This is a genomic window from Nocardioides sp. J54, from assembly GCF_000519005.1.
GTDB lineage: Bacteria > Actinomycetota > Actinomycetes > Propionibacteriales > Nocardioidaceae > Nocardioides.
The window spans coordinates 45,498-57,557 of the sequence record NZ_JAER01000011.1 but is presented as its reverse complement, the minus strand read 5'-3'; the positions used below and the strand labels follow the sequence as shown (position 1 = coordinate 57,557).

General features: G+C 68.7%; 12 protein-coding genes and 1 pseudogene. 2 read left to right on the top strand and 11 right to left on the bottom strand.

All coding sequences use genetic code 11. The features are described from left to right. Positions 1-17: 17 nt before the first annotated feature. From NOCJ54_RS0109995 to NOCJ54_RS0109955, 8 genes and pseudogenes are all read right to left on the bottom strand, one after another. Positions 18-1,334: an IS256 family transposase gene (locus NOCJ54_RS0109995; RefSeq protein ID WP_028655392.1), complete on the bottom strand. Its 1,317-nt coding sequence runs from the start codon at positions 1,332-1,334 to the stop codon at positions 18-20. Positions 1,335-1,475: 141 nt separating this feature from the next. Next, positions 1,476-1,748: pseudogene (locus NOCJ54_RS30285) on the bottom strand (leucine zipper domain-containing protein); the annotation flags it as partial. A 461-nt stretch (positions 1,749-2,209) separates the two neighbouring features. Further along, positions 2,210-2,953, bottom strand: coding sequence for a DUF305 domain-containing protein (locus tag NOCJ54_RS24960; protein ID WP_232221740.1), 744 nt, complete (start codon positions 2,951-2,953; stop codon positions 2,210-2,212). Then, on the bottom strand, positions 2,950-3,369 hold the full coding sequence (locus NOCJ54_RS24955) for an ArsR/SmtB family transcription factor (RefSeq protein ID WP_051485679.1): 420 nt from the start codon (positions 3,367-3,369) through the stop codon (positions 2,950-2,952). Before NOCJ54_RS24955 ends, NOCJ54_RS24960 begins: the two co-directional genes overlap by 4 nt. Continuing rightward, positions 3,369-4,187, bottom strand: a complete 819-nt coding sequence (locus tag NOCJ54_RS24950; RefSeq protein ID WP_232221739.1) for a DUF4396 domain-containing protein — start codon at positions 4,185-4,187, stop codon at positions 3,369-3,371. Before NOCJ54_RS24950 ends, NOCJ54_RS24955 begins: the two co-directional genes overlap by 1 nt. 68 nt (positions 4,188-4,255) lie before the next feature. After that, positions 4,256-5,254, bottom strand: a complete 999-nt coding sequence (locus NOCJ54_RS24945) for a potassium channel family protein (protein ID WP_051485678.1) — start codon at positions 5,252-5,254, stop codon at positions 4,256-4,258. A 108-nt stretch (positions 5,255-5,362) separates the two neighbouring features. After that, positions 5,363-5,767, bottom strand: a complete 405-nt coding sequence (locus tag NOCJ54_RS0109965) for a four-helix bundle copper-binding protein (protein ID WP_028655391.1) — start codon at positions 5,765-5,767, stop codon at positions 5,363-5,365. Between the two features lie 362 nt (positions 5,768-6,129). Then, positions 6,130-6,846 (bottom strand): aquaporin, encoded by a 717-nt coding sequence (locus NOCJ54_RS0109955; protein ID WP_198020178.1) that lies wholly within the window; start codon positions 6,844-6,846, stop codon positions 6,130-6,132. Positions 6,847-6,934: 88 nt separating this feature from the next. Here NOCJ54_RS0109955 and NOCJ54_RS0109950 point away from each other — a divergent pair, with 88 nt between their 5' ends. Further along, positions 6,935-7,564, top strand: coding sequence for a metalloregulator ArsR/SmtB family transcription factor (locus NOCJ54_RS0109950; RefSeq protein ID WP_232221738.1), 630 nt, complete (start codon positions 6,935-6,937; stop codon positions 7,562-7,564). Positions 7,565-7,607: 43 nt separating this feature from the next. Then, positions 7,608-8,261, top strand: coding sequence for an arsenate reductase ArsC (locus NOCJ54_RS0109945; RefSeq protein ID WP_028655388.1), 654 nt, complete (start codon positions 7,608-7,610; stop codon positions 8,259-8,261). Between the two features lie 135 nt (positions 8,262-8,396). Here NOCJ54_RS0109945 and NOCJ54_RS0109940 read toward each other — a convergent pair whose 3' ends face one another. From NOCJ54_RS0109940 to NOCJ54_RS0109930, 3 genes are read right to left on the bottom strand one after another with little or no spacing between them, the layout of a single operon-like run. Further along, a complete protein-coding gene (locus NOCJ54_RS0109940) occupies positions 8,397-9,629 on the bottom strand; it encodes an MFS transporter (RefSeq protein WP_051485677.1) in 1,233 nt (410 codons plus the stop codon). A gap of 10 nt (positions 9,630-9,639) precedes the next feature. Further along, positions 9,640-10,707: a flavin-containing monooxygenase gene (locus NOCJ54_RS0109935; protein ID WP_028655386.1), complete on the bottom strand. Its 1,068-nt coding sequence runs from the start codon at positions 10,705-10,707 to the stop codon at positions 9,640-9,642. Then, positions 10,704-12,053 (bottom strand): NAD(P)-binding domain-containing protein, encoded by a 1,350-nt coding sequence (locus tag NOCJ54_RS0109930; RefSeq protein WP_028655385.1) that lies wholly within the window; start codon positions 12,051-12,053, stop codon positions 10,704-10,706. Before NOCJ54_RS0109930 ends, NOCJ54_RS0109935 begins: the two co-directional genes overlap by 4 nt. Between the last annotated feature and the right edge of the window lie 7 nt (positions 12,054-12,060).

Sequence of the window (12,060 nt, the reverse complement as noted above, 5' to 3'; positions counted from 1 at the left end):
CTCGTGGTGGGTTTCTCTTACAGGTAGGGGTTGATGCGGTCGGGGTAGGCGATGGCGAGCTGGCCCAGTGCCTGCTTCCAGTTCGTCACGACCTGCCCCTGGACGAGTCGGGGCTTGGCCTTCCGCTGCGCAGCCGGCTTGCCGCGTTCCTTGGCTCGCTCGCGGGCCCGTTTGTCCTCGATGTTGCAGATCGCCAGCCACAGCAGCTTCACGACGGCCTCGTCGTTGGGGAAGTGACCGCGGTTCTTGGTGACCTTGCGTAGCTGGTAGTTCAGCGACTCGATGCTGTTGGTCGTGTAGATCACCCGCCGCAGCTCGGGCGGGAACGCCAGGAACGGGATGAACCGCTCCCAGGCCGCCTCCCACGTCGCCACGGCGTGGGGGTACTTCTTGCCCCAGTTGGAGTTCGCGAAGTCCGCGAACGCCTCCCGGGCGGTCTTGTCATTCGACGCGGTGTAGATCGGGCGCAGGGCCTTCGCCACGGCCTTGCGGTCGCTGTAGGACACGAACCGCATCGACGCACGGATCAGGTGGACCACGCAGGTCTGCACGGTTGCCTGCTGCCAGGTCGCCTCGATCGCCTCCGGGAGCCCGGTCAGGCCGTCGCAGCACACGATGAGGACATCGCGGACGCCGCGGTTGGCCAGCTCGGCGCACACACCGGCCCAGAACTTCGCGCCCTCGTTGTCCTGGATCCAGATCCCCAGGACGTGCTTGACGCCGTCCATGTCGACGCCGACGGCGATGTGGGCGGACTTGTTGATCACGTGCCCGCCGTCGCGGACCTTGACCACGATCGCGTCGAGGTAGACCACCGGGTAGAACGCGTCCAGCGGCCTGGCCTGCCACTCCAGGATCTCCTCGGTGATCGCATTGATGATGTTCGAGATCGTCTCGTGGGAGAGCTCGGTCCCGATCGTCGAGGCAAGGTGGTGGGCGATGTCGCGGACCGTCATCCCGCCGGCGTAGAGGCTGATGATCATCTCGTCCAGCCCGTTCAGCCGCCGGCTGCCCTTCGGCACCAGAAGCGGGGTGAAGCTCCCGTCACGATCGCGCGGGATCGCCAGCTCGACATCACCGGCCGTCGTGGCGACCGTCTTCGGCGTCGTCCCGTTCCGACTGTTCGACACCGCCGATGCCTCCGGAGCGCCCTTCTCGTAGCCCAGATGGCCCGTGAGCTCGGCCTGGAGCCCGCGCTCGAGGGTGGCCTTGATCAGCCCGGGGATGAAGCCACCGTCGCCGGTCAGCTCGATCTCACCAGCATCGATCTTCGCGAACAGCCCGTCCAACGCTCCCGACGCAGCGAGCTCGGCAGCAGCCTTCGCGCCCGGCATATCAGCGCGGTCAGCCCGCCGAGCGGCGGCCGCCTTCTCTTGTAGTCCGGTCGCCCGGTTCCCTCGGTCACAGCACTCATCTTCGTTCCTTTGCTGAGACCGACCCCTTACACAGACCATCTGACACCCCCGGCCGGCGATCTGCGCTGGACCGAGCCGTTGACGCCATCGCAGCCGCACGATCTGACGGACCTGATCTGGACCGGTTCTCGTCGGACTCGAGTGCGGCCGCGAGCTTCGGTCAGCCATCCCGGCCGGCCCGTCAGCCCGGTAGCGGTCCGCCCATTTCTTCGCGGTGCGCGGGGCGACCATGAACATCTTGGCTGCCGCGGCGTAGGTCCAGCCGCGGTCGACGACGAGCTGGGCGAGCCGCAAACGGGCGCGCGGGGTCAGGGCAGCGTTAGCGTGGGACACGAGGGCCTCCGGTCGGTGAAGCGTTCAACTAGACAGCTCCACTTCACAACCGGAGGCCTTCACCTGTCAGGCAGGCTCACCGATGCCGGGCGGTACAACCTCCCTGGACATCACAGCTAGTCAACGACCTCAGAGCCATGGTGTCACTCCGGCACGACAAGATCGACGAGCACCCGGGCAAGGTCAGCCAGGCAGCTGACGTCGGGTCAAACGGAAAATTCATCGGGGACGATGCCCGCCATCAAATTGAATGCGCCGGTCAAGACGTTGAGCACGACGATGCCTACGACGTCCGTGATCTTTCGGTTGCTGAACCCCGAGGGCGCGCAGCTGTTCGACGTGTTCGTCGGTGATGGCAGCGGCTCGGGGTAGACTTGGCCACAGCCACATTGCAGGTCACCGGCCCGGCGGCCGAGGCCTGCGCGGTCGCACAGCCATGCCGACGCCGGCTACCAGAAGTGTCACTTGCTTGGTTCGTCCACGTGCCTTTGTGTGGTGATCTGTAGGACGTACTCCAGGGCGGCGGTGACCCGGCGCTCTTCAGCCGGCGATGAGATGTCCTCGGCCGCGGTGGCCTCGAAGTCGGGGACGGGGCGTTCTTCTGCCTCCTCCTTCGTGGTGGCAAGGCCGTTCTCCTCGATGTCCTCGAGGAGCCACTCCATCTCCTTGATCTCCAGGCGCTGGGTCTTGATGATCTGGTCGGCCAACTCGCGGACCCGGGCGTCCTCGATGTCCGCGCGTTCGCTGGTGAGGATCGCGATCGAGTGGTGAGGGACCATCGCCTTCATGTACCTCTCGTCGTCGATGAACAGCTGGGTTCGGGACGCGTAGAAGGCGCCGAGACCGACGATGAGGGCCGCCACCACGATGACGATGTTCAGGACGCGGTTCTTGTACATCATGGTGGCCATGTAGGCGAGCATCACTAGCGCCATCGCACCAGTGGAGGTGAGCGCCATGTAGAGGCGCTCCTGACTGTAGTGGATGTGTCCGACGTCGTAGACGCTGCTGTACATGAGCACGAACATCACGGCGGCCGACGTCGCGATCATGGCGGCGAACTTCAGGTACATGCCTCGTTCGTGCTTCTTCTTCATCTCGTCCTGGCCGCCGTCATGGTTGTGAGCGCCGTCTTGGCCGCCGGTAGCGTCGGCCGGCTGGTCGTCGTGCGGCTGGTGATTGGTCTGGTGAGATGAGCTGTTCATGGCGTGCCACCTTTCGTTTGTGATGCGTGCTCGTCTTCGTCCAGGGGTCCGCGGGACATCTCGATGAGCTGACGCAGGCAGTGCTGTCGCAGTGGGTCTGGGAACCCCTCGGCGAGCCGGTAGTAGACGACCCTGCCTTCCTTTCGGCGGGTGACCAGGCCCGCGGTGCGCAAGATCCGCAACCCGTAGGAGACCGCGTCCTCGCTGACATCGAGGACCAGGGCCAGGTCACCGACGCAGAGCTCCTCCACGACATCGAGGGCGTACAGGAGCCTGGCCCTGGTCGGGTCTGCCATCAACGACAGCACGCCGGTCAGCCGGTCCCCCTCCTCGCCCGTCGGGACCCGTTCGCGGGCCCTCGCGACCCGCTCTGGGTCGACGGGATGCCGGTGCTCGGAATCCTGAATCTGCTCCATCACGACGTTCCGCTCTTCGCCGGAGCCAGAACATCGGAGCGTGGAGCTGCGTGACCTTCGCCCACGGCGCCGCTTTCGCCTTCTGCGGCGATCGAGACGATGAGACCGCCCAGCATGAAGGCGGCGATCACCGCGACGAGTGTGGACGTCGGGAAGGTCGGGATGTACCGGCGAACGCCGGTCACCGCGGCACTGGACCCGTGGTGGTACTGGTGGGTGAGGGCGTGTCCCTTGCCGCGCTGGAGCAGGTATCGGTTGACAGGGTAGGCGGCGAAGAACGCGACCGTGAGGGCGATGGCCATCCCGACCCAGAAGATCCAGTTCACCAACCCGGCGTCCATGGCGTTCGGGATGAGCGCCATCACGGCGTTGTCGACGATCTCCATGACGGCGATGGAGAGCGTGTCGGCCGCGAACACCACGCCCAGCGCCGCGCCCAGGCCGAGACCCGTCTTCACCAGCGGAAGGGTCGAGAGCAGGTAGCCGAAGAAGAACGCCAGACCGACCGCGAGGGCGATGGTCCAGCCAGTGCTGAGGCCGATCGCGGTGCCGATCATGAGGCCGCTGATCTCGCCGACCGCGCATCCTGAGAGGCAGTGCAGGGTCGCGCTAGCGGCCATGGCCCTACTACCGGAATCCGGGTGCCCGCCATGCGCGCCGTGGCCGCCGGAATGGCCGGGTTCTGAACGATCGTCATGTTCGGGGTGCTGCCCGTGATGGTCGTCCGGCCCGTCACCGACGGAGCCGTGACTGCCGTGGCCGGGGTGAGCCTCGCTGTCTCCTGGAACGTCGGCGCGGTGTGTGGGCTGTTCCTGCATGGGTTCCGCTTTCCGGATCGTCGTGGCATTCGTGGGTGCCGGTAGGGGCTTGTGCGTGCATGCGGCGGCTACCCGGCGCCTTCCCATGACCAGCCGTCGCTGGCCACGAGGCGATGCAACTGGGTTCGGCGTTCCCGGTGGTGCTCGGCGGCCTGGCGGACGGCGGCGCCGCTGACTGGGATTCCGGCATCGAGGGCCTGGCTCGTCTCGGGCGGGGGCGGAGCGTCGACCTTCGGTGCCCACGTGGTGCTGGAGGCGGTGGTGAGGTAGCGGCCGATGGACGACCGCAGCGGATCCACCACAGCCGGCCGTGGGCGCAGCGGGGGCTTCAAGGTCTCGATCAGGGTCAGAGCCTCGTCGAGGTGTCCGATCGCGACCGGTGCGGCCAGGTCTCGGGAGCTGGCGTGGAAGTAGTGCAGCACCGGGTACGCGAGATGTTGCTCGGCCGAGGTGGCCACAGAGGACGACAGCGAGATCAGCTGCTGCTGGAACATCGCGTCGAACCCGTCGCCGGTCCAGCCCTTCCTCATGATCTGCGTCGGGCTGTCACCGAGTCCGTGGATCTCCTGGGCGAGCACGCGACGGCTAACGACCGCGGAGAGAACCGACAGGAGATAGGTGATGGCCAGGGTGATGAGGAACAGACCTGAGAACGCCGCAACGGCCATCGCGATCCGCCATCCCGCTGAGGATGCGACGAAGTCACCGGTGCCGAGGGTGAACAGCGTGAACCCGGTGAAGTAGACGACATCGGCGACGCCCGCCGGGCGGCCCTTCTGCGCGGTCACGACGGAGTCCGAGCCGACGAACAGCAGCGTCCAGCCAGCCCAGAGTGCGGTGACCCACGTCAGAACGGTCACGATGAGCATCACTGGCCCGGCGAATCTGAGAAGGCTGGACTTGCGGTCTCGGCGGTGCAGTCGCAAGGCCACCCGCCAGGCGCCACCGAGGATGCCGGTCGTCAACGGGCCGGCGCCGCCGGAGACCGCCAGGGTGGTGGCCAACGCGTCGAAGAAGACGAGCGCGACGACGACGGCGCCGACAACGACGAGGAAGGTCTCGAGCAAGACGGTCCTTGGCGGTAGGGAGGCATATGCCTCCGGATCAGATTCGCGAAGCGATCGGAGGCCCGCTGCCGACATAGGACAGCGAGCCGCCGCAACCAATCTCGACGGTCAGCGCAGCGCGGCGAGCAGCTCGCGGCAGGCGTCTTCGCAGCGGCGGCAGGCCTCCGCGCACACTGCGCAGTGCTCGTGCTGGTCGCCGTGCTTGGCGCATTCGTCGCCGCAGGCCTTGCACGCGGCCGCGCATGCCTCCAGGATCGTGCGGACGATGTTGGCGTCACCGGCGGTCTGGCGCGACAGGACGGATCCGGTCGCGGCGCAGACATCGGCACAGTCCAGGTTGGTGCGGATGCAGGCTCGCAGCTCGGCCACCATGTCCTCGGCCAGGCAAGCATCAGCGCAAGCCGTACACGCCTGGGCGCACTCGAAGCACGCGGCGATGCACGCCGCCAGCTTCTCCTGGTCGATGTTCCCTACGTCTCCGGGATAGGTGTTCAGCATCTCCTGGTGCTTCATCAGTCCTCCTCGCCAACGACGGTCGAGCCACCCTCGTGGCGACCCGGACGCCCCGCCGCATCCCTCCCGCAGTACCCCAAGGACCCGGACCTCATCCGCACAGCCGCACGGGTATTCCTGTGGTCCTCGTGCCCCTCGAAACGCGGACGAGACGTGTCACAAGGCAATTGGCTGAGGAACTCGCCGCCGCATCTAGCACCCGTGTCGATGACGAGCTCGTCCTATTCGAGGGCGTACGTGCGATCGGGGTTTCGCACGATCAGTCGCTTGGGTCGAGCTCGCGGGCGCGCAGGGCCGCCAAGATTTCGGCGTCACTGCCGCCGATGGCTACCAGGTGCATGGGGCTTCCTAGGGATGGCTCGTCAACGGAGGTGTGGCAGGACGACATCGTCGGCCTTTTCGCCGGCGTCGGGGTAGAGCGCGAGGATGACCGCGACACCGACACAAAGGCCGAGCAGCTGCATGCCGATGAATGCAGGTGCAGACGCCGGGTCAATGCCGGTGAAGGTGTCGGAGAAGATCCGGCCGATCGTCACCGCGGGGTTGGCGAACGAGGTCGAGCTGGTGAACCAGTACGCGGCGCCGATGTAGGCGCCGACCGCCGGGGCCGCGATCGCGCCGCGGTCCGTGCGGACCAGGGCGAAGATGAGCGCGACCAGGACCGCGGTCGCGACGACCTCGGCCACCAGGTGTCCGCCGGTCGCGCGCTCCTTGGTGGAGATCGCTGCGTTGACCTCGAACATGACGTTCGCGAGGACGGCACCCGCGACGCCTCCACTGATCTGCGCGACGGCGTACGTCCCCACCTGCACGAGGCTCAGCCCCTTCCGTGAGCGGCGGCCGAGGTACCAGTCGGCCAGCGACACTACGGGATTGAAGTGGGCGCCGGAGACGGGACCGAACAGCAGGATCAGCGCTGTGAGGCCAAGGACCGTTGTGGTCGAGTTCTGCAGCAGCTGCAGGCCGACATCGCCGGGTGACAACTCTTGGGCAGCGATGCCGGACCCCACGACGACAGCAACGAGGAGGCCGGTACCGAGGAACTCGGCGAGCAGGCGCCGGGCGATGGATGGAAGCACGCGAGCATTCTTGACGCGGGACGATCACTCAGTCAAACTTGAGTCAATGAATCCTGAGTCAAAGACGGACCTTGAGCGACGTGCTGCTGTGTACGCCGCACTCGGCGATCCGGCGCGCTTGCGGATCGCCGACATCCTCAGCGTCGGCGATGCCTCTCCCTCGGAGCTGGCAGCAGCGCTCGACATGCCGTCGAACCTGCTCGCCCACCACCTGAAGGTCCTACGCGAGGTCGGGCTGGTGACCAGCCACCGTTCCCAGGGCGATGGGCGGCGCCAGTACCTCCGGCTCGCGGACCGGACCTTGCTACCGGCCACCACCGAGCCGCTCGCGGCTCCGGCCCGGGTGGTGTTCGTGTGCACCGCGAACTCGGCTCGATCCCACCTTGCCGCCGCGCTGTGGCGAAGGGCCAGCCAGGTCCCGGCGGCCTCGGCCGGCACTCATCCCGGTGACCGGATCGACCCGGGCGCGATCGATGCCGCCGCCCGGCACGGCGTACCACTCCCACGGGTCCGACCGCGCATGATCACCGACGTGGTGACCGAGGACGACCTGGTGATCACGGTGTGCGATCTGGCTCACGAGGAGCTGCGTGTCTGGGCCGAGTTGCACTGGTCGATCCCGGATCCGGTCAGCGTCGGAACGCCGAAGGCGTTCGACGCCGCCCTGGCCGACATCGAGGGCCGGGTGCTGTCCCTGGTGCCCCGACTCGCCTCCTAACCCATCACCTGCCCCTGCACCTTTCACCACCGGAAGGCTCACGATGAGCAGCACGCATGACATGTCCGTCACCCTCGACCAGCAGATCGCCCTGAAGACGGCGGCCACCCGACTGTCCGAGGACTTCGCCGGGGTCTTCAACCTCGAGACGATCGAGCGGTTCCTGCACTCCTCGTTCAACGAGTTCGCTGGTAAGGCCACCGTCGCAACGTTCCTCCCGCTACTGGCCGAGCGGTACGCCAAGCAGCAGCTCCAGGCCGCCGCGAAGATCGAGGGCAAGTCCGCGGACGGCAAGCCGGTCGTGCTGTTCCTGTGCGTACACAACGCGGGCCGATCCCAGATGGCACTGGGTTTCTTCAACCACCACGCCGGAGACGCGGCCGTCGCGTGGTCCGGAGGCTCGGAGCCGGGCGAGGCCGTCAACCGGGCTGCGGTCGCGGCGATGGCCGAGCGGGGCATCGACATCGCTCAGGAGTTCCCCAAGCCGTGGACCGACGAGATCGTCCAGGCCGCCGACGTCGTGGTCACCATGGGCTGCGGCGACGCCTGCCCCTACTTCCCCGGCAAAAGGTACGAGGACTGGGAGCTTGAGGACCCAGCCGGCAAGGACGTCGCCGACGTCCGTCCGATCCGCGACGAGATCGAACGCCGGGTGCTCGCTCTACTCGACGAGCTCGACGTGCCGGGGCAGCGCTGAGAGGACGTGGTCGTTGGCGGTTCGGGCCCTCGAGCCAGCACGCGAAACGTCAGCCCGGCACGACCTTTGACGGTAGGGCCAGGCGCTCCATCGACCGCCGAGTCCGCAGCCTTCATCCACGCAGCCAGCGGAGGACTACGCGACGGCTCTGGAAGGAGTGCTGAGCGTCATGAGCAGCGCACCGGTCGCGGCGATCAACGACAACAGTCCGTACGTGGTGGCGTAGCTTCCGGTGAGTTCGGCGAGGGCGGCACCGACCCACGGCGCGAGCGCGGACGCGAACACGACCGGAGCACCGAGGATGCCTGACAGTCGGCCGTAGGCCCGCGGACCCCAACGGTCGGTGACCGCGGTGGCGTGTAGCAGGGTGGCGATCCCGCGAGCGACCCCGGCCACCATGGACAGGCCGATGAGGATCAGCGCGTGGCCCGGTGCGACAGCGAGCGCCGCGATGCTGGCTGCGGACAGCGTGAACACCAAACCCGTCCGGGACCGCAGGCTTACCCGGTGGGCCGAGAGGGTGTAGACGATCCGTCCGGCGACCTGACCCACGCCACCCAGCCCGAGGGCCCAGGCGGCCACACCCGCCGAGATACCCTGCTCGAGCAGGAGCGGCACCAGGTTGATCAGCGCGGCGTACATCGCCAGCGACGCGGCGGTGAGCCCGATGACTAGGAGCCGGAACCGGGCGGTCGTGGTCACCGAGGCGGCGTACTCACCGACATCTGCCGACTCGTCGTCGTGTCCGTGGGAGTCCGGCGGCCAGGGTCGGCGTAACCCGATCGCATGGGCGGGCACGGTGACCACGAGTAGCCCGATCCCGAGGACGAGGTAGACGCCACGCCAGTCCAGGCGCGCATCGAGGCCGGCGGTCAAGGGTGCGAACACGGTGCTGGCCAGGCCCGCCACCAAGGTGAGGGTCGCGAGCGCCGGGAGGTGGCGGGCGCCGTACCAGCGGGTCAGGGCCGCGAATGCCGGCTGGTACAGGACCCCGGCCATCGCGACCCCGGCGACCGCCCACGCGAGCGCGAAGACGGCCAGGTTTGGCGACCAGGCGATCAGCCCGACCGCGAGCCCGGCCAACACCGACCCGGCCGTCATCACCGCACGCGGCCCGCTCCCGTCGAGCAGGCGGCCGACCGGGATCCCGACCACCGCGGAGGTGACCAGGCCCGCGGAGAAGGCGGCGCTGATCGCGGTCAGCGACCAGCCCGTGTCGGCCGCGATGCCGGGAGCCAGCACCGGGAAGGCGTAGTACAGCACGCCCCAGCTGACGATCTCCGTCAGGCACAGCGCCGCGAGCACCGTCCGCAACGCCGGCCGAACCGGCGGCGTCGCGGACGGGATGGCGTGTGCGGCGCCCGGCATCGCGGCTGGTTCAGCCACGAACCGCCGCCCTGCGCGTTCTCGAGCCCAGAGCGGCTATCACGTAACCGGCGTCGCGGTGCACACCGCGCAGGGTGTTGGAGGAGAAGGAACGCTGGAACTCCAACCCGAGGTAGGCCAGCCCGGGGTGGGTGGTGGACAACCCGCGGTCGTGCAACGGGGTGCCGTCCCCGGCCAGGGCTCCGATGCCGTTCAGATAGGGCAGGTGTGGCCGGTAGCCGGTCGCGAAGATCACCGTGTCGACTGGCTCCGTTGTCCCGTCCGCCCACACGACGCCGTCGGACGTGAACGAGGTGAACACCGGGCGCTGCGGCAGCCGGCCGGCCTCGACGGCGGCCCGGTACTCGCCGGTGTCGAGCACCGGTGTGCCCTTGACCAGCCGGACCAGCACCGCCGGCGGCAGCAGGTCGAGCTTGAGCTTGTCGAGCCAGAAGTGGAGGTCCCGGCCGCCGCGTACCTGGGGCACGAACTGGATCGGGGAACGCACCGCGAGCGTAGTGTCGGCGACCGTAGCGAGCTCGTGGCCGACCTGAACCGCTGAGTTCCCGGCCCCCACCACGACGACCCGCTTCCCGGCGTAGGGCAGCGGTGAGCGGTAGTCGGCGACGTGCAGCACCTCGCCGGCGAACTCATCGCGGCCCGGGATCGCGGGAAGGTAGGGGTTGGCGAACGAACCGGACGCGGCCACCAGAGCGTCGCCCTCGACATTCGTGCCGTCGTTGAGGTGGGAGACGAACCGCTGGCCGTCGGTGGTGACGTCCTCGACCCGGGCGCCGGTGCGGATGTCGACACCGAGCCAGGACGCGTAGCCGCGCAAGAAGCCCACGACCTCGTCCCGGGTCGGGTAGCGGCCCGGCTGGCCGGGGAACGCGTAACCGGGAAAGCCGCTGTACTTACTGGGCGAGAAGAGCCGCAGGCTGTCGTAGTAGCGCGGCCACGACCCGGTCGGCTCCTCGCCGGCCTCGAGCACGACCGGCTCGAGGCCGGCGTCGCGGGCGGCGCGGGCGGCGGCCAACCCGGACTGGCCGCCGCCGACGATCAACACTCGCTGGGTGTTCATCGGACGCCGAGACCTCCGAGCGTGAGGACCTGCGGTTCCGCCGGAGCTCCGCAGCAGCCACCACCGCTCGCGGTGGCGGTCGCGTCGTCGAAGGCGCCGGCGCCGTCGCACACACCGGTCTCAGGCAGCACCAGGTCGACCCGGTCGGCTGCCTCGAGGTCGCCGTCCAGGGCGGCGACCACCGAGCGGACCTGCTCGAACCCGGTCATCGCCAGGAACGACGGCGCCCGGCCGTAGGACTTCATCCCCACCAGGTATAGGCCCTCCTCCGGCTGGCCGAGCTCCTTGTAGCCGTGCGGTGCCACGTCGCCGCAGGAGTGGTGATCGGGGTGGATCTGCGCGGCGAGGAACCGGGCCGCGCCGAGGGCTGGGTCGAGGTCGAGCCGCACCTCCGAGAGAAAGCTGAAGTCGGGGCGGTAGCCGGTGACCACGATGACCTCGTCGACGTCCGTGACCTGCTGGCCGTTGGTCGAGGTCAACGTGAGGCGGCCGTCCGGCTGGGTCTCCACGGCGCGGGTGCGGAACTGGGTGACGTTGACGACGTGCCCGCTGGAGGTGGCGGCCTTGGCGGCTTGGCCGAGCTTGCCGCGCTCCTCCAGCTGGTCGTTGTCGCCGCCGCCGAACGCGTCCCCGACGCTGGGGCGGCGCAGCAACCACGAGACTCGAGTCCCGGGGTCGCGCTCGGCGAGCCGGGCGAGCCCGATCAGGACGCCCTGCGCCGAGGCGCCCTTGCCGGCCACGGCGACGTGCTTGCCGGCGTAGCGCGCGGACACGGCCGGGTCGGAGAAGTCCGGGATGCCGTAGGCGAACCGTGCGGCGTTGTCCCGCTCACCCAGCGCCGGGTAGCCGTCGGCGCCGAGCGGGTTCGGCCGGGCCCAGGTGCCGGAGGCGTCCACCACGGCGCGTGCCAGCAGGCGCTCGTGCCCGGTCTGGGTTTCGACGTGGATGGCGAACGGGTCGCCCTCGCGGCCGGAATCGACCACCAGGTCCCGGCCGTCACGGCTGACACCGACCACCCGGGCGCCGTAGCGCACCGAGCCGTGCTCGGTCTTGTCGAGGATGTCGGCCAGCGGCTGCAGGTATCGGGTGCGCCACTCACCGCCGGTCGGGTAGGTCTTCTCATCCGGAGCGGTCCAGGTGCCGGTCGCGTCCAGCAGCCGGCGGGCGACCGGGTCGACGAGCTCGGACCAGGCGGAGAACAGCCGCACGTGTGCCCACTCCCCGACCGCGGCGCCGGCCTCCGGACCCGCTTCGAGGACGACGAAGTCGATGCTGCGGTCGGCGGCGTTCGCGGCGGCGGCCAGGCCGATCGGGCCGGCTCCGATGATGACCAGGGGGTGCTGCATGACAGGG

Excerpts from the sequence above, each read along its gene's own strand:
- NOCJ54_RS0109995 (WP_028655392.1), bottom strand. The coding sequence starts at position 1,334 with ATGCCGGGCGCGAAGGCTGCTGCCGAGCTCGCTGCGTCGGGAGCGTTG.
- NOCJ54_RS24955 (WP_051485679.1), bottom strand. The coding sequence starts at position 3,369 with ATGGAGCAGATTCAGGATTCCGAGCACCGGCATCCCGTCGACCCAGAG.
- NOCJ54_RS0109930 (WP_028655385.1), bottom strand. The coding sequence starts at position 12,053 with ATGCAGCACCCCCTGGTCATCATCGGAGCCGGCCCGATCGGCCTGGCC.
- NOCJ54_RS24950 (WP_232221739.1), bottom strand. The coding sequence starts at position 4,187 with ATGCAGGAACAGCCCACACACCGCGCCGACGTTCCAGGAGACAGCGAG.
- NOCJ54_RS0109940 (WP_051485677.1), bottom strand. The coding sequence starts at position 9,629 with ATGCCGGGCGCCGCACACGCCATCCCGTCCGCGACGCCGCCGGTTCGG.
- NOCJ54_RS24960 (WP_232221740.1), bottom strand. The coding sequence starts at position 2,953 with ATGAACAGCTCATCTCACCAGACCAATCACCAGCCGCACGACGACCAG.
- NOCJ54_RS0109935 (WP_028655386.1), bottom strand. The coding sequence starts at position 10,707 with ATGAACACCCAGCGAGTGTTGATCGTCGGCGGCGGCCAGTCCGGGTTG.
- NOCJ54_RS0109965 (WP_028655391.1), bottom strand. The coding sequence starts at position 5,767 with ATGAAGCACCAGGAGATGCTGAACACCTATCCCGGAGACGTAGGGAAC.
- NOCJ54_RS0109945 (WP_028655388.1), top strand. The coding sequence starts at position 7,608 with ATGAGCAGCACGCATGACATGTCCGTCACCCTCGACCAGCAGATCGCC.